Origin of the sequence: Burkholderia singularis (genome assembly GCF_001718875.1) — a bacterium.
Taxonomy (GTDB): domain Bacteria; phylum Pseudomonadota; class Gammaproteobacteria; order Burkholderiales; family Burkholderiaceae; genus Burkholderia; species Burkholderia singularis.
In genome coordinates this window covers 757187-782023 of the sequence record NZ_CP013449.1, presented here as the reverse complement: position 1 = coordinate 782023, position 24837 = coordinate 757187, and the positions used below count along the sequence as shown (strand labels likewise).

The following is a 24837-nucleotide window of genomic DNA, read 5'->3' as shown; positions in this document are numbered from 1 at the left end:
AATCTCCGGCCGCTACCGCGCTCCCCGGCAACATCTGCTCCGATCGGTGCACCGGGCGGCGTCCGGATTTGTTAAGCATCGGATTGCAGATTTTCAAATCGGAATTTGCACGTTTAATCCTACATAAGATTTTAATAGCATCGGTTTTCTCAAAAATCTATTCAACAAAATAAAGGAAAACAAAATGATCAGAAAATCGATCGCACTGGGTTTGGCTTCGCTGGCGTCCACCGCGGCACACGCACAAAGCTCCGTCACGCTGTACGGAATCGTCGATGCCGGCATCGCGTATACCAACAATCAGGGCGGCGCGCACAACTTCCAGCAGTCGAGCGGCAAGCTCAACGGCAGCCGTTGGGGCCTCAAAGGCATCGAGGATCTGGGCGGCGGGCTCTCGGCAATCTTCACGCTCGAAAACGGCTTCAAGACCAATGACGGCACATTCGGCCAGGGCGGGCGCGAATTCGGCCGGCAAGCGTGGGTCGGATTGTCGAAGACAGGCATCGGCGCGCTGACGCTCGGCCGTCAATACGAACCGCTCGCCGATCTCGTCGCGCAATACGCCGGGCCGGGTTTCTGGAGCCCGGCGACGCACGTGGGCGACAACGACAATCTGAACCAGTCGTTTCGCATCAACAACGCGGTCAAGTTCCGCAGCGCAGTGCTCGGCGGCTTCGCGTTCGATCTGCTGTACGCGTTCAGCAACCAGGCGAATGGCGGCGCGGGCACGGGTTTCTCGAACAACAACGCATGGGCAGCCGCGGCAAACTACACGAACGGCCCGCTGTCGATCGGCGGCGGCTATGTCGTGCTGCATCACCCGAGCGCGGCATCGAACGCAAACGGCGCGGTCGGCGGTGCGACCTCGACGACCGGCAGCGACTACAGCCCGGCATTTTTCTACGGACTCAACGGCGGCGTGCTGAAGCAGCAGATCGCCGCGGCCGGTGCGAACTACACGATCGGCGCCGCACGGCTCGGCTTCGCGTGGAGCCACACGCAGCTCGATTACGTCGACGGCTCGTCGCGCAAGTTCAACAACTACGATGCGAACGCGCGCTATCAGCTCACGCCTGCGACGACGCTGATCGGCGTCTATACGTTCACCGACGGCAGCGCGTCTGGTTTGCCGAACACAAACGGCCGCACGCTCAAGCCGCGCTGGCATCAGTTCACGCTCGGCGTCGACTACGCGCTGTCCAAGCGCACGGATCTGTATCTGTCGGGCGTCTATCAACTCGCGGCCGGCGACGCGTCGACGTCGACGCGCAGCGGCTACCGGAAGATCGCATCGATCGCCGACGCCGGCGCGCCATCGTCGACCGATCGTCAGATCGCCGTGTTCGGCGGGTTGCGCGTGAAGTTTTGAGCGGCGTGGCGGCGCGATGCAACAGCAACGGAAATCGTTCTAAGCGACGCCACTCGGCAATAGGTTAGATCGGGTAACCAGCAGTCAGCCTCGATTGAAGAACCACCTGTCGGCATGCCGATAGCATCGAACTGATGCGCCGATGAATATTCGCGATACGGCAAACTGAACGGATGGCGAGCGATTTCCGCTTTGCGGCATGTGATATGGACGAAATATCGACTCCCTCACATAGTTCCGCCGAAAGTCTTAGCCACCCTGCGATGCTGATACATTTGTACGATGTCCCCACGCTCTTGCGACCGTCTCGAAACTTGTCGATATCCTAGGATTTGTTTAATCATCAAACCGATCTCACCAACCTTCGTGTTGAAAATTTCTTTTTAACGAGATTTTCTAAGGTAGCGATACAAGCACACGACAATTCGGGAAAACCCTGCCAGCCAAGCGCCTACAACGCCAAGAACTGTAACGGCATAACCTAGCGACGTCAGTGCATTTGCATCAGGTAAGCGCTTCGCGACGTAAAAAGTAAATCCCGCCCCCACAAAAATCAATATCGAACATGCGCCCCAAAGCAGGCGCCACCACTTAAAACCATAGGCGTATTTTTTGAAAACAGACTGATACATTGCCCAACAAAAAGTTAAAATCAAAATAAATATATAGCAACTCAGCTCCATTACCTCATCCATTCATTAAAAATTTCATCGGCACCAATTTAAATAACACCAAAATAAGCAATGAAATCAATATTATCTAACACATCACCCCTGATATCAACCACTATTATCCGCGCAGGTTATCGCAAAACATACGACAAATCGAATTCAAAATTTATGGCCGACTAACAGCCGACCGTGCGCCGGAAAAATGAATTTCCTTACTTCCGGAAAAAATCACATCGTAATCACGATGACCAAATGCATCGCCTATTTTCGTGAGGAACTTCGTGAGTACTTCCTGATATCCCGGTCGGTTTGACTCATACGCTTTATATCTATCCGAGTATAGTTCATACTTTCCATCAAATAAGTATCGCCCATCCTGGGTCAACTCCAGTACTCCAACGATATGGCCACTTATCCGACCGAACGCCAACGCCTGCATCAGATCTTTGGGATTGTTAAATGTATTAGTGCTAAATTGGGCATCAATTGGATATTTTCCTGGCCCATATCCAAAGTTACCGATTGCGTTACTAACCGGAGAGAAATCTTCAACTCCAAGATGAAGATTAAGTGATTCCAAATTCATAGATCGAGCCGATCCGTCTCCAAATAACCAATAATACAGCGCAGCAATTGGCATGAATGGCGTCCCATAAAATTTAAACTCCGAGGGCGGAGGAGTTATCCACGTTCTATGGTACTCATTCCCACACACTCCAAATAACGCATGCATCCCGCCAGCTGAACCTTCCAAAAATCCATATGGTGTCGCACCAGGCTGATTTACGTAACCCCCATTCGCCAACCATTGCGTCATCAATCCGTAAATTGATGCTTGAGAGCGCACATACATTTCATCCGCATTTGCAAGGGCAAAAGCGAATTGCGTTAATGCCTCCAATGGTTTTTCTTGCTCCACAGCTTCTAAAATTTTCTTACCATTATTGATGGGGAAACCACCTATCGTAACAATATTGGCTCGACCGGGAGTTATAAAACTCCCGTCTGGCTGTTGAATAGGAGCTCCCAAATATGGCAAGCCATTCGCAGGCCGCTGACCAACAACATCAATTGTCTTTAATGTTGGATCTGGCTCAACAGACCAACTTTTGAGTGAAAGCAATGCCGTTGCAGGTAGCACTGCAGATGCCGACAAGAGCGCACGCCTCTTGCGATTAAATTTATTTAAATTTTTCATATAATATAATTTATTAAAAAAATAGATTACACAACAAATCAAACAACGTTACGCCCCTTCCATCTTGGAACGCCCCACCAAACATTTTTCAATTATTTCATGAATGTCGATTTGTTTTGGTGGATTTTTTCGCAAAATCCACATTAAGCGAAAATTTCCCACACATCATGATTTTATAACATCAATTACTACATTCCAAAATCAGAATGTGGACTTCAATTGGAAAAAAACAGAACTTCCGAAGAAATACAAGCACCCATTTCGCTCGAATGCGGATATTTTCGGAAGTAGCAGTAGTTTTCGATCAGCTAATTGAAATGCCCGACTCGAACGGTTACTCGTCAACTATGACACTCCAACAGCACTGTGAGGCAAGCGCATAGAATGGGATAGCATCCGAGGCTATTAGAGCAACGCTCGTTCTCCGACTAAAACTCCAGATCAATGCGCCGCATGTATGCCGGGCTTGCGTAGACCTTCCGGCACGCTGCTCAATCCGTGCATCGACGCATTGCGTATCGGCGTCATGGGAGAAAGCACGAGCGGCGGCGCGGGCATTGCTATCGCGCGGCCGCGGTAAAACGATCGCATTGCCACAACGACGGCATTTGCTCAATCATCCCGCGCAACCCGCGCACGCCCCGGAATCGCGTCAAGCAGCGCACGCGTGTACGGATGCTGCGGTTCACGCCAGATCGACCGATGATCGCCGCTTTCGACGATTCGCCCCTGCCGCATCACATGCACGCGATCCGCGATATAGCGGACGACCGACAGATCGTGCGAAATGAACAGCAGCGCAAGCCCCAGTTCCTTTTTCAACTCGACGAGCAGATTGAGAATCTGTGCCTGGATCGATACGTCGAGCGCCGAGACGGGCTCGTCGCAGATCAGCAGTTCCGGCTCCAGCACGAGCGCGCGCGCGATCCCGATCCGCTGCCGCTGGCCGCCGGAAAATTCGTGTGGAAAACGGCCGAGCGCCGACGCCGGCAAACGCACGCGCTCGAGAATCGCGCGTGCGCGGCTGCGCCGCGCGCGCGTATCGGCGACGCCATTGACAGCGAGCGTCGCATCGAGCATCTGCCCAATCGTGCGGCGCGAATTCAACGACGCGTAGGGATCCTGAAACACCATCTGCACGCGCCGGCGCAGCGGGCGCAACGCGCGTTCGCGCAGCGGCGCGAGATCCACGCCATGCAGCCGGATCTCGCCGTGCGCGGCCGGCACGAGCCGCATGATCGCGCGCGACAGTGTCGATTTTCCGCAGCCCGACTCGCCGACGAGCCCGACCGATTCGCCGCGCGCGATGTCGAGCGACACGCCGTCGACCGCGCGCAATGCAGCACCGCCATGCCGTTGCGAATAATCGACGCGCAGATCGCGAATGGAAAGCAGCATCGGAGCGCCGTTCGTGACCGGCGGCGAACCAGCGGATGCGGACGGCTCGTGCGCGGGGGCTGCCGTGCGGTGCGGCCCCGCGGCATCGATGACGGCGGCCTGCGCATGCGCCGCGTCGGCCATCGCGGTTTGGGTGAAGCACGCATCCGATGCGGCAGCCGGTGCGTGCACCGCCGCCTTCGCCGAGCGGCGCGCATGCCGTGCATCAGCCGCGACGATTTCCGGGCCGGCCGCCTCGTCGCGATCCTTTCGTCCGCGTATCGCTTCATTCGCCAGCGATTGCGCGGCAGCCGCGACGGTTTCCGGACTGACCGCCTCGTCGCCATCAAATCGCCCACGCGACGCGCCCACTTTCGCGAAAGGCCGCGCATCAGCCGCATCAGCCGCAGTAGTTTCCGGGCAGCCCGTCCCCGCCTCGGCGTCCTGCCCGCGCGCCGCCCCCGAGCCCCCGCGCCCGCCCTCAAGCCGCATCGCCTCGAACGTCCCCGCAGCCTGCGCCACCGCGCGATGCCGAATCTCGGGCAGCGCCCGCTCGCGATAATGCAACTCGTCGGCAAGCGTCAGCGACGCACCCAGCAATCCGCGCGTATAAGGATGCCGTGGCGTCGAAAACGTCTGCGCGGTGCTTGCCTGCTCGACGATCCTTCCCTCCAGCATCACCGCGACGCGATCCGCGCGATCCGCCACCACGCCGAGATCGTGCGTAATCAGCAGCAGCGCCATACGCAGTTCGCGCCGCAGCGTATCGAGCAGCGACAGAATGCGCGACTGAATCGTCACGTCGAGCGCGGTGGTCGGCTCGTCGGCGATCAGCAAGCGCGGCCGGCATGCGAGCGCCATCGCAATCATCACTCGCTGCCGCTGGCCGCCCGACAGTTCGTGCGGATAATCGTGCACGCGGCGCTGCGGCTCGGCAATTTCGACGAGATCGAGCAGTTCGACCGCGCGCGCGAATGCCGCGGCTTTCGACAGCGGCTCGTGCGCGCGCAACGTCTCGACGATCTGCTCACCGATCGTCAGCACCGGATTGAGCGACGTCATCGGTTCTTGGAAAATCATCGAAATCTGCCGGCCGCGCACGTCGCGCGCATCGCGCTCGCGCAACGCGAGCAACTCCCGCGCGTCGAACCGCAAGCTGCCGCTCACCCGCGCCTGCTCGGGCAAGAGCCGCATCAGCGCGAGCGCCGTCGCGGACTTGCCGCTGCCCGACTCGCCGACGAGTGCAAGCGTCTCGCCCGCCGCGATGTCGAAGCTGATCCCGCGCACTGCGTCGTGCGCACCGAAGCTCACGCGCAAATCGCGCACTTCCAGCAACGTGTTTTGACTATCGTGGCTCACGATGCCGCATCCTTAAACGCGTTGCCGCAAACGCGGATTCAGCACTTCGTTCAAGCCGTCGCCGAGCAGATTCAGCGCGAGCACCGCGAGCACGATGGCCGCGCCGGGAATCGCACTCAAATACCACGCGGTGCGCAGCGCGTCGCGCCCTGCGCCGATCATCGCGCCCCAGCTCACGACGTTCGGATCGCCCATCCCCAGAAACGACAGCGACGATTCGATCAGGATCGCGCTCGCGACCATCACCGACGCGGTGACGATCACGGGCGGCAGCGCATTCGGCAGGATCTCGCCGAAGATGATGCGCGCGTTGCCAAAGCCCTGGCTGCGTGCGGCAAGCACGAAATCCGCATGGCGCAGCGCTCGGAATTCGGCGCGCACGATCCGCGCGACGCTCGGCCAGGACGCGACGCCGATCGCGAACGCAATCACCGTGACCTGCGGCCGGCCAATCGCGACGATCACGACGACGAGCAAAAACGACGGCACGGTCTGGAACAGTTCGGTCACGCGCATGCACACATTGTCGACAATGCCGCCGAAATAGCCGCCGAGCGCGCCGACGAGCGTGCCGATCGCCAGCCCGAGCGCGGCGGCCGACGCGCCGATCAGCAGCGACACGCGCGCGCCGTGCGCGATGCCCGCGGCGACGTCGCGGCCGAGCGAATCGGTGCCGAGCCAGTAGGCCGGATCGGCAAACGGCCATTCGAACGGCGCGGCAACCATGTCGAGCGGATCGCCGGGAAAACATACGGGCGCGATCAGCGCAAGCACGGCGAACGCCGCGAGCAGCACGAGGCCGGCGAGCGCCGACGGATTGCGCAGCAACGCGCGCCATGCAGCGCGGCGCGCATGCGTCGACGCCACGCCACTCTCGGCCCAGACGTCGGCGCCGGCAGCCATGCCGACGTCGGCCTGCCCCGCCGCGAGCCCCTCGAGCGCAGCGCTGTGGCCGCCCTCGTGGTCATGCCGCCCGGACAGCGCGCCCGCGCGCTGCCGCCACGGCGACGCGCGGCGCCACGGGGCGGCGCGTCGCGCATCGGACGGCACGGAACCGAAATTCGACGAATCGACAGTCATCGGAAATCTCCCCACACAAACAGGTATTGGAACACGCGGGCGCGCATCAGCCGACGCGCGGATCGAGCCACGCCTGAATCAGATCGACAAGCGCGTTTGCGACGATCACGAGCAGCGACGACAGCAACAGCACGCCGAGCAGCACGCTGAAATCGCGCGCGAGCACCGCGTCGAGCGCGAGGCGGCCGAGCCCCGGCCAACTGAACACGGTCTCGGTGACGGCCGCGCCGCCGAGCAGCGTGCCGAAATGCATGCCGACGACCGTCGACAGCGGCATCAGCGCATTGCGCAGCACGTGGCGCACGCTCACGCGCGCGGCCGACAGCCCTTTCGCACGGGCGGTGCGCACGAAATCCTGTTGCCCGACTTCGAGCATCGCGGCACGCGTGAGGCGCGCGTAGATCGCGACGAAGAAGGTGGCGAGCGTGGTCGCGGGCAACAATGCGTGCCTGGCGAGATCGGCCGCATACGCGAGCCCATGCAGCGGCGCGCCGATCGTCAGATTGCCGCCGCTCGGCAGCCAGCCGAGCCGCACCGAGAACAGCACGATCGCCAGCAGGCCGATCCAGAAGCCGGGCGTCGAATAGAACAGCAGCGCGAGCACCGACAGCACGCGATCCGGCCATTTGCCCGCCCAATGCGCCATCACCGCGCCGAGCGCGACGCCGACGACGAGCGCAAGCGAGAGCGCCGCGCCCATCAGCAGCAGCGTGTTGGGCAGCCGCGACAGGATGAGCTGCATCACCGGCATGTCGTAGCGCGGCGAATAGCCGAGGCTGAAGTGCGCGAGATGCGACAGATACGCGCCAAGCTGGCTGACGAGCGGCTGATCGAGGCCGAACTTCGCACGCATGATCGCCATTGTCTCGGCGCTCGCGGAGCCCGATTCGCCCGCGAGCACGTCGGCGGCGTCGCCCGGCATCAGCTTCAGCAGGCAGAAGTTGACGATCACGATACCGATCACCGTCGGCACAGCCTGCCACGCGGTCCGGCGCAAGATCGCGCCCCAGCGCGCGTTTCGCCTCATGGGTTCTCCTCGTGTGGTTCCAATGCGGCCGAAATGCGCCGCCCGGATGCGCCCGGCGCGTAGCCTTTCGCGCGCATGCGCGGCGCCGCCCGGCTCAAATCAAATAGACATCCGCGAAATTGCCTTCGAGCCCCTGCGCGGACACCGTGTGATCGCGCACGCGCCGGTTTGCGAGCGTGATCGAGCGTGGCGCGATCAGGTTCAGGATCGGCAGATCGCGATGGACGATCTGCTGGAATTGCCGGTACAGCGCGACACGCCTGCTCTCGTCCGGCTCGATCGACGCCGCTTCGAGCAGCCGGTCGACATCGGGATTGCTGTAGTGCGGCGCGTTCGAGAACGGCACACCGGGCCGGATATTCTTCGACCAATACAGCCGCTGAACGCCGACGCTCGGATCGAACAGCGTGTTGACGCCGGTGCTCGCGAAATCGAACTGCCGGTCGGTATAAACGCGCTTCAGGAACGACGGCAGATCCTGCGAGCGCACCGTCACGTCGATGCCGACGCGCGCGAGCGCCGATTTCGTGTAATCGGCAAGCCGCCGGAACAGGTCGCCGTAAGGCAGATAGTCGTGCGTGAGCCGAAAGCGCACGCCGGCCGCCCCGCGCGGATAGCCGGCCGCATCGAGCAGCTTGCCGGCCGCCGCCGGATCGAACGGATAAGGCACGAGCGTCGGATCGTGATACGGCGACGCGGGCGTGATCGGCGTCGGCGACACGTCCGCATAGCCGTAAGCGATCGTTTTCTGCACGACTTGCGCATTGATCGCCTGCGCGATCGCCTGCCGCACGCGCTGGTCCTTCAACACCGGATGATCGAGATTGAAATCGATCTCGGTCTGCGGCGCGAGAAACCGGTAGCCGCGCGTCTCGACGGCGAGTTGCGGCAACCGGCTCAGGCGCGGCAGCTCGGTGAGCGGCACTGGGTTCTCGCCGCCCAAATCGAGCGCGCCCGTCTCGAACGCGGCCGAGCGCGCGGCCGGGTCCGGAATCACCTTGAACACGAGCGTATCGATATACGGCTTGCCCGCCTCCCAGTAATCCGGATTGCGCTCATAGACGATGCTCGCGCCGCGCGTCCACGATTTGAAGCGAAACGGCCCCGTGCCGATGGGCGCGTTATTGTGCGGATTCGACAGCGGATCGCCGCCTGCATACAGATGCTTCGGCACGATCGGCGATTCGCCGGCCGACAGCGCACGAATCAAAAACGGCGCGGGCTTCGACAACTCGACGATTGCCGTGTGCGCATCGGGCGTGCGAATGCGGGCGACGTTCGCGAACGTACTGCACCCGCGCGGATGAATCGCTTTCAGCAATTCGATCGAGAACGCGACGTCCGCCGACGTGAACGGCTGGCCGTCGTGCCATTTGACGTTCCTTCGCAGCGTGAACGTATACGCGAGACCGTCGGGGCTCGCTTGCCACGCGCTCGCCAGTTGCGGCCTCGGCCGCATGTCGAAATCGTATGCAAGCAGCCCTTCATGCACTTTCGAACTCGCGAGCAGCGCCGGGCCGGTGGTCTGAAAGATCGACACCAGCACGGGCGGCTCCGGATTGATCGAAACGTTCAGCGTGCCGCCGCGCTTGCGTGCCGCGCCGTTCGTTTGCGCGAGCACGGCGGCGGGAAGGCCCGCGCTCGCGAGCGTTGCGCCGGATGCGATGAGAAAGCCGCGTCGGGTCAGCCAAGACATGCGTCGTCGTTCCTGTCGGGATGCGTGAGCGTTAGGCCGTCGCATCGCGCGACGGGCAGACCGAAAATCGTAGCAATGCGCTCCGGCGGAACGAACCAACACATCGTGCTATCGATATGACGGCTGACGTCTCAGATGACTCGCGGCCTAGCTCCACGCGCGCGACGAGCGCCGCAAGCGCGCGCAAATGCATTCGACGATCGGCGTGACGAAGCGGTTGCCGGCGTTGCGCGCCGCCGTCGTCAACGGGCGGGATCAGGTGAGCTGCGCCGTTCTAACATCGTGCAGCCCGGGCATGAAGCCGGTGCGGTCGGCTCAGGCGACACAGGCGAAGCCGCGCGGCAAGCGGCGCGGCTTCGTCGCTTCGAGTGGGCGAAGGCGGGGTAAAACGTGACCGGACGCGATCGCTCAACCCAGGATCGCTTATCGGCCATACCGGCCGAACGGCATCAAAAGCGTCGCGCCGCTCGCGGGTGCCGTATCGGATTTCCACAAAGTCGTCGCGCCGCGCACGCGAATGACCGACACGCTGGCCGATGCGGGATTGACGACATAGGCGATCGTCCCGTTAGGCGTGAACGCGACTCTGACAGGCCAGCTGCCCGTGAAACCGCTTACGACGCCGGTCTGCGTATTCGACGCAACGTCGATCACCGAGACCGTGTTCGAGTACGCGTTGGTCACGTAGGCGGTATACGCGATCGTTCCCGCGCTCGTCGGAGCGGACGTGAAGGCGACGCCGCTGGGCGCCACGCCGGTGAAGCCGGAAACAGTGCCGGTCTGAGTGTTCGACGCGACATCGATCACCGAGACCGTATTCGAGTTGGAGTTGGTGACATAGGCTTTCTTTCCGTCCGGCGTAATCGCGACGCCCGCGGGCGCCGCGCCGGTGAAGCCCGCGACAGTGCCGATCTGCGTGTTCGTGCCGACATTGATCACCGAAACCGTGTTCGACACGGAGTTGGCGACGAAGGCTTTTGTGCCGTCCGGCGTAATCGCGATGCTGCTGGACGAGAGGCCGGTGTAGCCTTTGACGAAACCCGTCACCGTTCTCGAACCGACATCGATTACCGTGATTGTGTCCGCGTTGTCGGTGCCGACGAAAGCTTTCTTTCCGTCCGGTGTGATCGCGACGCAATGAGGCCGCCCGGCAAGGCCGGATATCTTCCCGATCTCCCGGTTCGTTGCGACATCGATCACCGAGACGGAGGCCGGATTCCCGGCAACGACATAAGCCTGCACCCCGTTCGCCGTGACGGCAATATCAAGGGGAAGCTGGCCGGTATAGCCGGCAACGGTGCCGGTCTGGGTGTTCGACGCGACATCGATCACTGAGATCGTGCTCGAACTCGTGTTAACAACATACGCACGCTTGCCGTCCGGCGTGACGGCCACCGCCCACGGCATCGTGCCGGAGTATCCGGCAACCGTACCGATTTGGGTGTTGTCGGCCGCGTGCGCTACCATCGACGCGGTGGTGGCCACCACCGCCGCCAAGACGCACGCGGAGCGCTTCACGGCACACCGCACAGCATTCATTGACTGACGCGGCCGCGCCAGCAGCATGAGTTGTGGACGCATGACGTTTCCTTTTTACCGATGAGTGAGATTCCGCGCTGGCTCGGACGGAGTCGAGACGGCTGAAAGGCTTGACCATCGGCAGCCTTCTTTCCGATGGGTTGATCGACCGATCCGGGCAAGAACGCCGCCAAGCGGATTTAATGCGTTTTCTTTCCCGATATCACCGGTCATCTGCGGGAGGATAAACGCTGAATACAGCGCGGCGCCCTGCGCCACCGCGGCGGCACATCATGCCCCGCATACCGGCACCTCAAGTATCGAATTTCAAAGAAACGGAAATCATTCCGGACTGCGCAGCGCACATGAAACACGCGCCAACCGAATCGGCAAGCCACCCGCGCAAATAAAGCGAGCCGATTAAGCAATCGCTTCATCAAATGGAATTCGCGTCCGCGTTCGAACCGACTCGAACCATGCAGCCGCGGCCGGCCGTTTTGCCCGGGGCCTAATGCCGCCACATCGATGCCATCTTCATTAAAAAGGCATTTAAATAAATCATGACTTGCCCATCGATTCATCGAATAGAGAATGGCATTCCGCTTTATATTGGGACGTTATCCTCCGGAAGATAGCCGGTGATATCGGGAAAGAAAACGCATTAAATCCGCTTGGCGGCGTTCTTGCCCGGATCGGTCAATCAACCCATCGGAAAGAAGGCTGCCGATGGTCAAGCCTTTCAGACGCCTTGACTCCGTCCGAGCCAGCGCGAGACTTCACTTATCGGTAAAAAGGAAACATCATGCGTCGACAACTCATGCCGCTGGCACGGCCGCGTCAACTAATGAATGCCGGACGATTCGCCACAGCGTGTTCCGCGCTCGCTCTGGCTGTCATGGTGGCGGCAACCGCGTCGATGGCCGCCTACGCGGCCAATAATATCCAGATCGGCACGGTCGCCTCGTTCTCCGGCAAGTCGCCGGCGCAAATCGCAATCAAGCCGGACGGGGCGACGGCTTATGTCGCCAACGCGTGGTCGGACAACGTGTCGGCCATTCGCGTGCGAGGCTCGACGACTTTGGGGAAAGCCAATACGGCGCCTGCGAGCGGCGCGATGCTTTTGATGCCGTTCGGTCGATAGGACCGACATAGTCGGCAAGCGGGCCTATGTTCGCCGAGCAAGCTAACCTCATCCGCGTTTCGCCTGCGTTCCAACCCGCCGATTCGATACGACAACGCCGCGCGGCTTACGCGCAGCCTGGCCCGTATAACCTGGCGCTTCACGCGCCAGCCGGTGAACGCCGTGCAGTTCCGCTGGACGTGTTGCGCGCTGGATGGAACGTCGATCACCGCCGCGGTCCGGATGCCTTCTCGCATCAAAGGAATTAGAGCAGGCAAATGAAAGACAGGAAAAATTAAATAGAAAGCATTCCAATAGAGCAGCAAATGCTTTTCGATAAAACCAAGATCAATCCATAAACCATACATTAATCCGCAAATCAATCATCGTCATCATACAGGAAACCACTCACACATCAATTCACGAAAATTACATATCTTTATTCACCATTCCGACGCCTTATCATTCGAATAAGTTCTTGAGTTTTTTCTTGCACCCTTCTAATCTTTTTATTAGAAATTTCCCGCACAATTCGTGCTATTTCATTACGACCTACACAAACCTCCTTTCATTCCGATCATAGGGAAAATTACCCTCCAACCATCGAAAATATTAAGCCATAACCACAACAATACAATCACATCACAATTCCGAAAAGATCAATATCAAAAATCCACCGATCTTATTTCACCAACCTTAATTAGACGCATCCCGCAGCAGCCGCACTTGAAACCCCGAATCCCGAGGCGCTTGCCGCCGGCATTCGGCTCTCATTCCCGGCTCAGGAGATATCGTGAAAATAGAGCCACTATCGGACACGCTCGGCCTGCAGGTCAGCGGCGTCGCCCTCCAGGCGTGCTCGCCCGACGATCACGCGGGCTTTCTGCGACTGGTCGCGCAGGCCGGTTTGGTGATATTCCGGCGTCAATGTCTCGACGATCGGGAGCTGCACGCATTGGCGCGACGGATCGGTCCGCTGGAAGAGTCGTCGCGGAGGGTCTGCTTGTCCCCCGACTATCCGGCAATCAGCTATTTATCCAATTTGCGCGACGAACATGGCAAGCCCATCGGTTTCGCCGGGGCCGACACGGACTGCTGGCACTCGGATCAGCAGCATCGGCAAAATCCGGCGACGCTCGCGGTCTTGTATTGCGTGATTCCCGCGAGTTCCGGCGGCGCGACCAGCTTCGTGTCGACCGATGTCGCGACAGCCGGCTTGGACGAGCCCGCCATCGCGAATCTTGCCGCCCGGCGCGCGGCCTACGAGCCGGCGTACAACCATGACAACGTGCCAAAACTCCGAGTGTCGCACCCGGCATTGCTCGTGAGTCCGACATCGGGCAAACGCTTCGCCTACGTCAGCGAAAACACCCAGGGCTTTAGCGGCTTGGATGCGGCCGAATCGGCCGCGCTGAAGGGCCGCGTGTTGGCCCGGATACTGCGGCCGGAGCGCATCTACGCTCATCGGTGGGCCACCGGCGATTTCGCGCTTTACGACAACGCCCAGTTGCTGCACCGGCGGGAAGCCTTTCGTGGCCAACGCTGGCTGAAGGCCACCAAGATCTTCGCCCCCGCGCACATGTTCGCGGTCCCGAGCGGCGAAGCGCTCGCAAGTCCGGACCTTCAACAATGATTCCGACGGCAGAGGAGAAACCGCCATGTCTCACCACTCAGACACCGTGCCCGTCATCCCCATCGCGGTACTGCACGACGTGCATTCGTTGATCGCCGAAAGCGGCCAGGGCATGACCGAAGGTCACGCGCTGTGCTCCCCCACGCCGGTCACGATTCGAGCCGGACGGCATGGCGGGCTTCCATTCGACAGCCTCACGACCGATCTGTACATGGGCTGCCTGCCCGCGTCGCAGATTTGCTACGGCAGTTGCTTCGCCGCTCGTGGCGCGTTCGCCGCGGACTACGACTTCGGCATTCGCGTGGAGAACGTGCTCGACGCGGACCAGCTGCGAAAGGATCTCCTTTCCTTGCCGCCGGAGCAGCGCTTTTTGCGCAACGGCTGGAACAGCGACGCGTCGTGGAACTGGCCCAAAGCGCATGCGCTCGCGAAGCTGATCCGCGATGCCGGCCGATGCACCGTATTCGTCACGAAGTACTTTCGGGTCATCGCCCCGGACACGCAATCGGGATTAGTTCAGACCGGTGCCGAACTGCGGGTGTCCGTAAGCGCGTTGGACACGCCGGGCCAACTGCGGCAACGGTTGGCTGGCCTGCTGTCCTACCGGCAGGCGGGCGGCGTGGCCGTGCCGGTGGTGATGAGTTCGGTTTTCGCCGACGAGCGGCTCAACCGGCGGCAGGACGAACTGGTCGAGTGGATTTGGCGGCATGACCTTCCGGGCGCGGAGAACAGCTTGCGCATTCCGCCGCATCTGCCGGTGAGCCGGTTGCTGGACCGCGATCGCGTCGGCGTGCTCGAAGACAGCGGCGATCTATGGGCGGGCCGCCTCTACGCGGACCGGCTGCCCGTGCCGACCATCACGTCCATGCCCGCCGACTACCCGGGATTGCCGTGGCGACACCGTTCGACGCTCGATCTCGATCAATTGGACGCCTGGCGGCGCGACCCGGTGCCGACTCATGACGAGGTGAGATCCGGCCGGCAATTGGCCAAGCCGCGGCAATGCGGGGTCTTCCAGACATGGCAGCCCATGCGGGAAATCTGAGCACATGGCCACGCTTTCACCGGGCATGTTGGAGCGCACGAAGCGGGCCTGCGGCACGGGCGGCGGCATCCGGCTTGCGTGGCGCTCGGCAAGTGGCCGGCCACGGCGCGCAGAGCGCCCTGTTGCGCACCGCGCCGGCTCGCTTCGTGCCGCGCGCCGCTGCGCCAGCGGTGCGCGGCGCGGCCCTCGCGCGTGCGACCCCGTGCCGTGTGCCCCGCCGGGACGTTCGACAAAGAATCAACCAGGAAACGCGGAGGTGGCAATGCAGGTTGTCGATATCGCACCGGCCATCGGTGCGCGGATCAGTGGCATGCGGATCGACCGGCTCGGGCCGGACGAGTTCGGCAAGATCATGCAGGTGCTGCTAGACCGGCATGTTGTGTGTATCGACGGGCGCGAAGCGCTGAATCCCGATGCGCATTTGTCGTTCGCACGGCGCCTGGGGACGATTGCCGAATATCCGTTCGGCAAGCCATTGAATGGCTATCCGGGAATCTTTCGCATCGTCAAGGAACGCGATTCGACCAGCAACTTCGGCGGCGTGTGGCACACCGATTCGCCGTACCACGCGATCCCGCCGGCCTATACCGTGCTGTGTGGCGTGGACATTCCTCGCCATGGCGGCGACACGTTGGTCGCGAACATGTGCGCGGCATATGAAGCGTTGCCGGCCGACATGAAGGAACGGATTGCGTCACTCGACGGGATTTTCACCGCGTCGAAGGTTCACGGCAGCGGTACGCCGCGGTTCTCGATCGGCGATGTGCAACGAATCGACAATCGGTCCCGTGCCGACCAGACGTACATCCATCCCATCGTGCGGACGCATCCGTCGACGGGCCGCAACGGACTCTATGTCAGCGCCTGCCACATGACCGGCATAGTCGGCATGAGCATGCTCGAGAGCGACCAGTTGATCAAGCAGCTGTCCCAGCAAATCGTCGACACGCGGTTTGTCGGGCGCGTTCGATGGACGCGCGGCTTGCTCGTGGTGATCGACAACCGTTGCGTGCAGCACTACGCGCTCAACGATTATCACGGGCAGCGGCGCGAGATTCATCGCGTGCTGGTCAGCGACGGCATCGCGCCGAGCCGGGCCCGACAACGGGAGGCAAGCCATGCGATTTCTCACTGAGATCCGCGAATCGCGCGGCGCCGGCACCGGCGAGCGGCTGCGCGCCGCGCTGACCGGGCACAAGGTGGTGGTGGTACGGCGCGCGTCGCACGCCGGCAACGGCGCCTTCTATCAGAAGCTGGCCGGCGAGATCGGCGACTTTCATTTCCGCGACGAGGACCCGGTAACCGGCAGATTGGACCGGACCGGCTGGCTGGACATCCGTTACGACGCCACGCTGGCGGCTACCGCGCAATACCGGTACGGCAACGGCCGGATGCCGCTGCATGTCGACGGGGCATACAGCGACGTGGCGTTCGACGTCTTCTTCCTCTGTTGCGAAACCCCTGCCCGGTTCGGCGGCGCGACCTTCGCGGTGGACGGCTCGCTCGTCGCGGACTACCTTGCGGCCTGCGATCCCGCTCTGTTGCGGTCGCTATGCGAGGTGGACGTGCGATTCACCAAGGGGGAGCGCACCGTGACCAGGCGCGTGATCGACTATGACGGCGCGGGTGCGGTATTGAATTGGAGCAGCACCCGGGTCGCCCCGGACAACCCGGCCCCGGTCATCGACATGTGCGCCCGGTTCGCCGCGTTCTGCGAACAACGGCTGGTGGATGGCGGCCTGGTGACGCCGATCCCGTTGATGGCGGGCGATGCGGTATTCATGCACAACCGCCGGGTTCTGCACGGGCGGTACGCGTTCTGGGGGGAGCGCTGCCTGCTGAAGGGCGTGCTCAGCCTGACGGCGCCCGTCGGCGGGGAGGTCCTCCTATGACCGGCGCACAAACAAGGCCAGGGCAGCCATCCGCCAATCAGTTGTCCAGGGCGCAGCAGGAGATCTGGCTCGCGCAGGCGCCGCTGGGACGGGCAGACCCTTACTTGATAGCAGAGATCGTGGTGCTGGCCGGGAGCCTGGAGGTGGATCGGCTGGTCGACGCGGCTCGGTGGGTAGTCGAGCACGACGAAACCGCGCGATGGATCGTGGTCGAAGACGCGGATCGCACGCATATGGCCGAGTGCGGCTCGCCGCCAAACGTCTTCGAGGTCGTCGATATGACCGGCCGGCCGGATGCGCTCACGTCGGGATGGCGATGGCTGTCGACATGGATGTCGAAGCCGGTCACGACTGCCGATCAGCGCGCCTGGACGCTCGTATTGGTCCGGGTATCGCCGCATCTGCATCTGTTGGCCGCGCGCGGCCATCATGCGGTGGTGGACGGCCATACCGCCCGCTGGCGGCTATGGTGGATTGCGCGGACTTACCGCGCGCTCTGTGCCGGCACGGGCGCACCGCTGATCGACAACACCGGCGTGGTCACGCTTTTGCGCGCGGAAGCGGACTACCGGCAGTCCAACGCGTTCCTTCGGGACAGGGATTACTGGTTGAGCGCGATGAGCGCCGTGACCGAGCCGTTGATTCCGCCTGCGCGTGCGGACGATGCGCCGGCGCGAGTCCGCCGGCGGTTGCCGAAGCCGCTGTCCGACGCCGTGGAATCCGTGAGCGAGCGGCGGCCGGGGGCCACGGCGGTCATCGCCGGTTGCCTGGCGGTACTGCTTGGCGCCGGCAACGCGCTGCTGGAGCTGAGCGTGAGCGGCCGCAATTCCGACGCGCTGCGGCGTACCGCCGGCGTCGCGGTCAATCGGGTGCCGCTGTGGGTGCCCATGCGCCCCGACGACGCACTCGAGTCGGTGATCGGAGCGGCGCGTGCGGCAATCCGGGCGGCGTTGCGGCATCAGAGATACCGCAGGGAAGACATCCGGCGTGATCTGCTTGCCGCGGGCCGGCCCGCTCCCACCGGGGTCGGGCTGAACATGTTGTTGTTCGACGAGTTGCGGCCCGATTTCGGCGCGGTGAGCGCCACGATCCATCCGCGCAATTACGGGCCGGTGCCCGGATTGGAACTGACGGTATGCAGACCGGCGGCCGGCGGTTCGCTGGAGCTGCAATTGGCCGGGAATCCGGCGCAATATCCGGTCGCGCGGCTGCGCGGTCTATTGGAGCGACTGTGCGCGTTGATCGAGCAGGCGGTGCACTCGCCGCGCGGCACCGTGCGCGAGCTGAATGCCGCGTATGACGCGCATGCGCGTCGCCAGCGGCCATCGGCCCCCGTGCCGGCATGGCAGAGCTGGCCGGCCGCATTTGCGCAACAGGCGCGGCGGACCCCGTTCGTGCCCGCGGTCGCCGCTGGTTCGCGATCGTTGACCTATCAGGCGTTTGAAGCGTGGTGCGCGCGGTTGGCCAGACGGCTGGCGCAACACGGCGTCGTGAAAGGCGACGTGGTCGCCGTGACCGGTGGCCCTTCGCCGCTCGCCGCCGCGGCGATGCTGGCCGTCTGGCGGCTCGGCGCGATCTACCTGCCGCTCGATCTCGGGCAGCCGACGTTGCGGCTGACGCACATGCTCGACGTAGCCGCGCCGGTCATCGCGATCGTCGAACCGGACGCCGTCGGCGCGCCGGCTTTGGCTGATATCCCTACCGTCGTCGCCGAACCGCTGCCGCAACCATGCGCCGACGCGGACGACAACGTCGCGCACGACGCCGATGCCGATGCCGCGATGCCGCCGTCTGCGCTCCACCCTCAGGACCCCGCCTATCTCATCTTCACCTCGGGCTCCTCGGGTCATCCCAAGGGCGTGATGGTGAGCCACCGGGGAATTTCGGGCATGGCGCGCGCGCATGCGGACGCGATGAACGCTGGCGTGGGAGCCAGGGTGTTGCAGTTTGCGCCGATCACATTCGACGCATCGATCGCGGAACTGACGCTCGCATTGTGCTGCGGCGCCACCGCCGTGTTCGCGGGTTCCGACGAGCTGAGCCACGGTGACGGCATCGCCCGCGTCATCACCGCTTACGGCGTCTCACACCTGATCATGGTGCCGTCGGTGCTGGCGACCGTCCCTGAGGAGCGGGTGCCCGCCGGGCTGCGCATCGTGGTTGCCGGCGAGCGTCCCGGCCCGGGATTGCTGCGCCGGTGGCGCGCGCGCCACCGGTTACGTAACGCTTATGGGCCTACCGAAGCCACCGTATGCGCCACGATCAGCGAAGAACTCGACGATCTCGCCATCGTGCCCATCGGCCGGCCGATTCCCGGCTGCACCGCGCAAGTGGTGGACGAGCAGCTCAGGCCGGTGCCCGCCGGAACGATCGGAGAACTGCTGATCGGCGGCGACGGCGTTGCGCTCGGCTATCTGCACCACCCCACACTGACCGTCGAGCCGTTCGTCACCGGACCGGATGGGACACGCCATTACCGATCCGGCGATCGGGTTCGGCAACTGCCGGACGGCCAGTTGGAATTCGTCGGCCGGTGCGACCGGCAGATCAAGCTGCGCGGCCAGCGGATCGAACCTGGCGAGGTGGAGGCCGCGCTGCAAACGCACCCCGACGTCCGGCAAGCGGCGGTGATCGCCACCGGCGAGCAACTGCTCGCGTATGCGGTGCTCGCCGGTGAAGCCGCGCCCCACGCGCTGGTGCTTTATCTGGCGCACAGGCTGCCGCGCTATCTGACGCCGGACCGGGTCATCGTCGTTGATCGCCTACCCCGCACCCGGCACGGCAAAATCGACTATCACGCGTTGCCTGAACTGGCCTCAGCCCAGGCGCTTGCGCCAGCCCACCCGCGCATGGGTGCGCAGGCGCCGGCGCAGTCTCCGCAGGAACATCTGCTCTGCCAGATCTTTGCCGAAGTCCTGGGCCGGGACCAGGTGGGCCGCGCGGACAATTTCTTCGAACTGGGCGGGCATTCGATGCTCGCCGCGAAGCTCGTGCTGAAGGTCCGAACCATGCTGGGTGCGGACCTGTCGATGAGATCGCTGCTGGAAGCCCCATCGCCGCAGGCATTGTCCGCATCGCTCGATCTGCCGGGCAGCGTGACCGATTCGTTGGACGTGCTGCTGCCGTTGCGCCGAACCGGTCGCCGGCCAGCGTTGTTTTGCATGCACCCGGCAACCGGCCTGGGCTGGGGCTATGCCGGCCTGTTGCGGCACCTGCCGGATCGGCCGATCGTCGCGCTTCAGGCCAGGACGCTCAGCGACGCCGGCTATTGGCCGGAATCGGTGGAGGAACTGACCGCCGACTATCTCGCGCGGATCATCGCATTCCAACCCGCCGGGCCATACCATTTGCTCGGCTGGTCGTTCGGCGGGCGAGTGGCGTTCGAAATGGCTGTCGCGTTGCAGCGGGCCGGGCAGCAGGTAGGCTCGGTGATCCTGCTGGACAGCTCGCCGCCGCCACCGACACCGTTCGACGCATCCACCGACGACTTCGATCGGGACCAAACACTGCGCCGATACTTCCTGACCATGCTCGCGGAAACCACGCCGATCGAGCCAGGCATCTGGGACGCCGCGCCGCTGTCCGAGATCAAGGTGGAATTGGATCGCCTCGGCAGTCCATACGCGTTGTTGTCGGACGACCATTTCCAGCGAATGTTCGATCTGCACAGGAGAAACTACGTGCTCTCCCGGCGATACGTGCCGCGCGGCAAATTCCGGGGCCGGCTGATCTACGTCCGGGCGCTGGAGACGAACCAGCCTGGCAGCCCGGACCCGCAGCGCAAGGCCGAACAATGGGCGGTCCACGTAGACGGAAACACCGTCGAGCGGCCGGTCGCTGGAACGCACAACAGCCTGAGCGCAGAGTCCAGCCTCGCGCAGATCGGACGCGTGCTGGCCGACGAACTGGAACGGAACGAATTCGGCCACGGCTATGCCCACTGAACAATCCTGCACGACGGCGTTCGTCGACCTCGACCTCACCGATCCGCGGACGCACTTGCGTGCCGATATGACCGACTATTGGCGATGGGCACGCGCCCACCAGCCAGTGCGCTGGCACCCGGCGGTCAACGGGGCGGCGCCCGGGTTCTGGGTGCTGGCCGGCTACCACGACTTGATCGCGGTGTACCGGGACGCCGACCGGTTCAGCTCGCAGCGCGGCAACGTGCTGCTGACTCTGCTGGCCGGTGGGGATTCCGCCGCCGGGCAGATGCTGGCCGTCACCGATCCGCCTCGGCACGGCGCGCTGCGCAAACTGATCGCCCCCGCGCTGTCCAAGGACGCGATCGCGCGCATCGAGCACCTGCTTCGCCGCCGAACCGGAGCGTTGCTCGCCGAACACATCGGCGCAGGCGCTTTCGATTTCGCCCGCACCATCGCCTCCCGATTGCCGATCTGGACCATCTGCGACCTGCTCGGCGTGCCCGAGGACGACCATGAACTGCTGATCGCCTGGGACAAACAAGCGCTGAGCAGCGAACACGAGGATCAAGCCGATCCGGACGGGACAGCCGCGCGGCAGGACATCCTGCTCTACTTTCTCGAGCACGTGGCACGGCAACGCCGCCACCCCGGCGAAAACCTCGTCGGCAGGCTGGTCCAGGCCGAGGTGAACGGAGCGAGGCTGACCGACGAGCAAGTGGTGGCCAACTGCTACAGCCTGTTGCTCGGCGGGGACGAGACCAGCCGGCTGTCCATGATCGGCGCGATGCACACGTTCGCGCAACACCCCGAGCTGTGGCGCGCGTTCCGGTTCGCGCCCGTGGATCTCGAACTGGTGGCCGAGGAGGTGGTCCGCTGGCACGTTCCTACGATGCATTTCGGCCGGGTCGCGCTGACCGACGTTCAGCTCGGCCAGCATCGAATCCGCGCCGGCGACATCGTAACGCTATGGAATGTCTCCGCGAACCGGGACGAGCGCAGGTTTGCCGATCCCGACTCGTTTCGTCTGGACCGGCGGCCCAATCCGCACCTGTCGTTTGGATACGGGCCGCACTTCTGCATTGGCGCTCAACTGGCCAGGCTCGAACTCGTCACATTGCTGGATGCGGTGCGCATGGCGGTAACCCGCATCACCCTCGCTGGGCAGCCGGCTCCGATTTATTCCAACTTCCTGCACGGCTTCAGCACGCTGCCGATCAGCCTCGATTGACAAGCCAGCCATGACGGCCATATCCAATGCAAATGGCGCGCGAAACCGGTGCGGTTCACCGGGCTGCCCGACCGGCTCACTCGAATGCCGATCAAGGCTGACTGCAAGCCGGGCACGTCACGCCTTCATGCGCAACGTGCCCACGCGCACATGCGATCGCACCGGAGCGCACGCCTAGTTTCAAATAAAAAGCAGAAATCGTTCTTTGCGATACACCGCACCCGCATGCTTAACTCTCGCGATCGAAACCGGATCGCCGCCCGCCGTCGTCAAGTCACGGCGCGCGGCGCTTCGCTCACCGTTGAACCGTTGCACCGACGCATCACCGACGCGTAACGCCCATCCTGGAAACCCGCCGTGAGTCACGCACCATTCGTCGAAACCGAATTCCCCGTGCCGCCCGTCGCGCCGACACCTTTCGTCGACGTGCGCGCGCCGGCCGATTTTCCGGACAGCCCCGTCGCGCGCGCGTTCGCGCAGCCGCTGATGCTCGGCCTGTTTCTGCCGATCCAGGCGGGCGGCTGGAGCGCGTCGACGCTGCCGCGCACGACCGATTGGTCGTTCGACTACAACGCGGACCTCGTGCTTACCGCGCAGGCGCTCGGCTTCGATCTCGTGTTCGCGCTGTCGCAGTGGCTGCCGAAGGGCGGATACGGCGGCGTGTTCAACGGCGACGCGCTCGATTCGTTCATGACGCTCGCCGCACTCACCGCGCGCACCGAACGCATCATCCTCGTTGCGACGAGCCACGTGCTGTACGGGCCGTGGCATCCGCTGCATTTCGCGAAGTTCACCGCGACGCTCGATCACATCTCGAACGGACGCTGGGGCATCAACATCGTCACCGGGCACCGTGCAGTCGAACATGAAATGTTCGGCTGGCCGCGCATCGAGCACGATACGCGTTACCGGCTCGCCGCCGAATTCGTCGACGCAGTTCAACAGCTGTGGGCGCAGCCGGACAACTTCACGTTCACGCCCGAACTGTCGAGCTGGCGGCTCGGCGGCGCATTCGTCACGCCGAAGCCGCGCTACGGCCGCCCGTTGCTGATCAACGCCACCGGCTCCGACGCGGGCATCGCGTTCGCCGCGCGCTATTCGGACATCGTGTTCGTCACGAGCCCGGCGGGCCCCGACATCGAACCCGCGCTCGCCGCGCTGCCCGCGCACACCGCGCGCGTGAAGGCTGCCGCCGCCGCGCACGGGCGCACGATCCGCACGCTGATCAACCCGATGGTGATCTGCCGCGACACCGCCGCCGAAGCGCGCGCGTACCGCGATGCGATCGTCGCGCACGCGGACGAAGGCAGCTTCCACCGCTTCGATAGCGACGCGCACGCATGGCGCGGCGGCCTCGCGCAGCGCACGCAGGCGGCGGCGCGCGCGCTCGGCGGCAATATCACGATCGTCGGCTCGCCGGACGAAGTCGCCGATGCGATCGTGCGGCTGCACCGCGCCGGCATCGACGGCATCCAGCTGAGCTTCTTCGATTTCAAGCCGGACCTCGATTTCTTCGGCCAGCGCGTGCTGCCGCTGTTGCGCGAAGCGGGCCTGCGCCGCTGAGCGCGTTGCGTTCGTCTTTCCTTCATGCTTATTTTCGATCCGACCACACCATGAACCTGCTCTGGTACACCCGTTGCCCCGCGCCGACACCATTCGGCATCGCCATCCAAAAAGGCTGGTTGCACGACGAATTCGCACCGGACGGCCTCGACATCCGCGCGCTTCAGGATGCGGACGATCCGGCCATCCGCCGCTCGCACTTCACGCACAGCCAGCCGTGGTCGTTCCGGCAAGGCGGCAATATCCCCGCGCTGTGGGCGCGCGCGCAAGGCAGCGATACGCGCGTGATCGCGCTCAATTGGGTCGACGAATTCCAGGCGCTCATCACGCTCGATCCCGCACTCGAGCCGACGCCCGCCGCGCTCGGCCGCGCACGGTTCGGGCTGCCGCTGAACACGCGGCCCGGCATCGTCGATTTTCATCGCGCAACCGCGCTGCGCGGATTTTCGTCGCTGCTCGACGCGCTCGACGTGCCGCTCGAAGCGGTCACGCTCGTCGATCTGCCGCATTCGCCGCTCAATCTCGCCGACGCCGCGCCGCCCGCCAACGCGCCGCTCGCGCAATGGCTTGCCGCGCAGCGGCCGCACGAATATTCGCGCGAAGTACAGGCGCTGCTGCGCGGCGACGCAGACGTGGTATTCGTCAAGGGTGCGCCCGGCCTGGACATCGTCAATCTGCTCGGCGCGACCGTGCTGGTCGACATCAGCGCGCAACGCGATCGGCGCAAACACGCGAACAACGGCACGCCGCGCCCGCTGACGGTGGATGCGCGCCTGCTCGACGAGCGCCCCGATCTCGTCGAGCGCGTGCTCGCGCGCACGCTCGACGTCGACGACTGGGCGCGTGCGCATCCGGACGACGCCGTCGGCTATGTCGCACGCGAAACGCGCAGCGCCGAGCACTGGGTCCGGCGCGCGTATGGACCCCACCTGCATCGGCAGCTTGCGATCGGACTCGATCCGCACGCGCTCGCCGCGCTCGAGGACTTCAAATCGTTCCTTCATCAATGGGGATTCATTGCGGCGGACTTCGATTTCGCAAGCTGGATCGATCCCGCGCCGCTCGCCGCCGCGCACGCACGGCGCGCGCATGCGCAATACGCGGCCGCGTAACGCCGTGCGCATCGTCCGCCTCA

General features: G+C 63.4%; 17 protein-coding genes. 10 read left to right on the top strand and 7 right to left on the bottom strand.

The window, feature by feature from the left end; all coding sequences use genetic code 11:
- Window positions 1-184: 184 nt before the first annotated feature.
- Entirely contained in the window at window positions 185-1369 is a 1185-nt protein-coding gene (locus tag AQ611_RS19330; protein ID WP_069235713.1) for a porin, read from the top strand.
- A 383-nt stretch (window positions 1370-1752) separates the two neighbouring features.
- On the opposite strand, the gene AQ611_RS25755 is transcribed toward AQ611_RS19330, so the two are convergent.
- From AQ611_RS25755 to AQ611_RS19300, 7 genes are all read right to left on the bottom strand, one after another.
- Window positions 1753-2064 carry a hypothetical protein gene (locus AQ611_RS25755; RefSeq protein ID WP_197517153.1) on the bottom strand — a complete coding sequence of 104 codons (312 nt, stop codon included), beginning with the start codon at window positions 2062-2064 and terminating at the stop codon, window positions 1753-1755.
- A gap of 142 nt (window positions 2065-2206) precedes the next feature.
- Window positions 2207-3238: a lipid II-degrading bacteriocin gene (locus AQ611_RS25750; protein WP_146011721.1), complete on the bottom strand. Its 1032-nt coding sequence runs from the start codon at window positions 3236-3238 to the stop codon at window positions 2207-2209.
- A 612-nt stretch (window positions 3239-3850) separates the two neighbouring features.
- Window positions 3851-5974, bottom strand: coding sequence for an ABC transporter ATP-binding protein (locus AQ611_RS26430; RefSeq protein WP_231936073.1), 2124 nt, complete (start codon window positions 5972-5974; stop codon window positions 3851-3853).
- A 12-nt stretch (window positions 5975-5986) separates the two neighbouring features.
- Window positions 5987-7054, bottom strand: coding sequence for an ABC transporter permease (locus tag AQ611_RS19315; protein WP_231936072.1), 1068 nt, complete (start codon window positions 7052-7054; stop codon window positions 5987-5989).
- Between the two features lie 46 nt (window positions 7055-7100).
- On the bottom strand, window positions 7101-8081 hold the full coding sequence (locus AQ611_RS19310) for an ABC transporter permease (protein WP_069235712.1): 981 nt from the start codon (window positions 8079-8081) through the stop codon (window positions 7101-7103).
- Between the two features lie 94 nt (window positions 8082-8175).
- Window positions 8176-9777, bottom strand: a complete 1602-nt coding sequence (locus AQ611_RS19305; RefSeq protein ID WP_069235711.1) for an ABC transporter substrate-binding protein — start codon at window positions 9775-9777, stop codon at window positions 8176-8178.
- Between the two features lie 423 nt (window positions 9778-10200).
- Window positions 10201-11358 carry a beta-propeller fold lactonase family protein gene (locus AQ611_RS19300; protein WP_083237459.1) on the bottom strand — a complete coding sequence of 386 codons (1158 nt, stop codon included), beginning with the start codon at window positions 11356-11358 and terminating at the stop codon, window positions 10201-10203.
- 739 nt (window positions 11359-12097) lie between these two features.
- Between AQ611_RS19300 and AQ611_RS19295 the strand changes: the two genes are divergently transcribed.
- The 9 genes from AQ611_RS19295 (at window position 12098) to AQ611_RS19255 (ending at window position 24814) form a co-directional block, all read left to right on the top strand.
- Entirely contained in the window at window positions 12098-12436 is a 339-nt protein-coding gene (locus AQ611_RS19295; protein ID WP_231936071.1) for a hypothetical protein, read from the top strand.
- Window positions 12437-13208: 772 nt separating this feature from the next.
- Window positions 13209-14048: a TauD/TfdA dioxygenase family protein gene (locus AQ611_RS19290; RefSeq protein ID WP_069235708.1), complete on the top strand. Its 840-nt coding sequence runs from the start codon at window positions 13209-13211 to the stop codon at window positions 14046-14048.
- A gap of 25 nt (window positions 14049-14073) precedes the next feature.
- Window positions 14074-15093 carry a hypothetical protein gene (locus AQ611_RS19285; protein ID WP_083237457.1) on the top strand — a complete coding sequence of 340 codons (1020 nt, stop codon included), beginning with the start codon at window positions 14074-14076 and terminating at the stop codon, window positions 15091-15093.
- Between the two features lie 262 nt (window positions 15094-15355).
- A complete protein-coding gene (locus AQ611_RS19280; protein WP_069235707.1) occupies window positions 15356-16228 on the top strand; it encodes a TauD/TfdA dioxygenase family protein in 873 nt (290 codons plus the stop codon).
- Complete coding sequence (locus tag AQ611_RS19275; protein ID WP_069235706.1) at window positions 16212-16985, top strand: TauD/TfdA family dioxygenase; 774 nt, start codon at window positions 16212-16214, stop codon at window positions 16983-16985. The genes AQ611_RS19280 and AQ611_RS19275 overlap by 17 nt, the downstream gene beginning before the upstream one ends.
- On the top strand, window positions 16982-20929 hold the full coding sequence (locus AQ611_RS19270; protein WP_083237455.1) for a non-ribosomal peptide synthetase: 3948 nt from the start codon (window positions 16982-16984) through the stop codon (window positions 20927-20929). The genes AQ611_RS19275 and AQ611_RS19270 overlap by 4 nt, the downstream gene beginning before the upstream one ends.
- Window positions 20919-22139, top strand: a complete 1221-nt coding sequence (locus AQ611_RS19265) for a cytochrome P450 (RefSeq protein ID WP_069235704.1) — start codon at window positions 20919-20921, stop codon at window positions 22137-22139. Before AQ611_RS19270 ends, AQ611_RS19265 begins: the two co-directional genes overlap by 11 nt.
- Window positions 22140-22496: 357 nt before the next feature.
- Window positions 22497-23702 carry an LLM class flavin-dependent oxidoreductase gene (locus AQ611_RS19260; protein ID WP_059514586.1) on the top strand — a complete coding sequence of 402 codons (1206 nt, stop codon included), beginning with the start codon at window positions 22497-22499 and terminating at the stop codon, window positions 23700-23702.
- 50 nt (window positions 23703-23752) lie between these two features.
- Entirely contained in the window at window positions 23753-24814 is a 1062-nt protein-coding gene (locus AQ611_RS19255; RefSeq protein ID WP_069235703.1) for an ABC transporter substrate-binding protein, read from the top strand.
- Window positions 24815-24837: the final 23 nt, after the last annotated feature.

Bases quoted from the DNA above. Each gene is read 5' to 3' on its own strand.
- AQ611_RS19280 (WP_069235707.1), top strand. From the start codon at position 15,356: ATGCAGGTTGTCGATATCGCACCGGCCATCGGTGCGCGGATCAGTGGC.
- AQ611_RS19255 (WP_069235703.1), top strand. From the start codon at position 23,753: ATGAACCTGCTCTGGTACACCCGTTGCCCCGCGCCGACACCATTCGGC.
- AQ611_RS19285 (WP_083237457.1), top strand. From the start codon at position 14,074: ATGTCTCACCACTCAGACACCGTGCCCGTCATCCCCATCGCGGTACTG.
- AQ611_RS19270 (WP_083237455.1), top strand. From the start codon at position 16,982: ATGACCGGCGCACAAACAAGGCCAGGGCAGCCATCCGCCAATCAGTTG.
- AQ611_RS19295 (WP_231936071.1), top strand. From the start codon at position 12,098: ATGCGTCGACAACTCATGCCGCTGGCACGGCCGCGTCAACTAATGAAT.
- AQ611_RS19300 (WP_083237459.1), bottom strand. From the start codon at position 11,358: ATGCGTCCACAACTCATGCTGCTGGCGCGGCCGCGTCAGTCAATGAAT.
- AQ611_RS19275 (WP_069235706.1), top strand. From the start codon at position 16,212: ATGCGATTTCTCACTGAGATCCGCGAATCGCGCGGCGCCGGCACCGGC.
- AQ611_RS19315 (WP_231936072.1), bottom strand. From the start codon at position 7,054: ATGACTGTCGATTCGTCGAATTTCGGTTCCGTGCCGTCCGATGCGCGA.
- AQ611_RS19330 (WP_069235713.1), top strand. From the start codon at position 185: ATGATCAGAAAATCGATCGCACTGGGTTTGGCTTCGCTGGCGTCCACC.
- AQ611_RS25755 (WP_197517153.1), bottom strand. From the start codon at position 2,064: ATGGATGAGGTAATGGAGCTGAGTTGCTATATATTTATTTTGATTTTA.
- AQ611_RS25750 (WP_146011721.1), bottom strand. From the start codon at position 3,238: ATGAAAAATTTAAATAAATTTAATCGCAAGAGGCGTGCGCTCTTGTCG.
- AQ611_RS19310 (WP_069235712.1), bottom strand. From the start codon at position 8,081: ATGAGGCGAAACGCGCGCTGGGGCGCGATCTTGCGCCGGACCGCGTGG.
- AQ611_RS19305 (WP_069235711.1), bottom strand. From the start codon at position 9,777: ATGTCTTGGCTGACCCGACGCGGCTTTCTCATCGCATCCGGCGCAACG.
- AQ611_RS19265 (WP_069235704.1), top strand. From the start codon at position 20,919: ATGCCCACTGAACAATCCTGCACGACGGCGTTCGTCGACCTCGACCTC.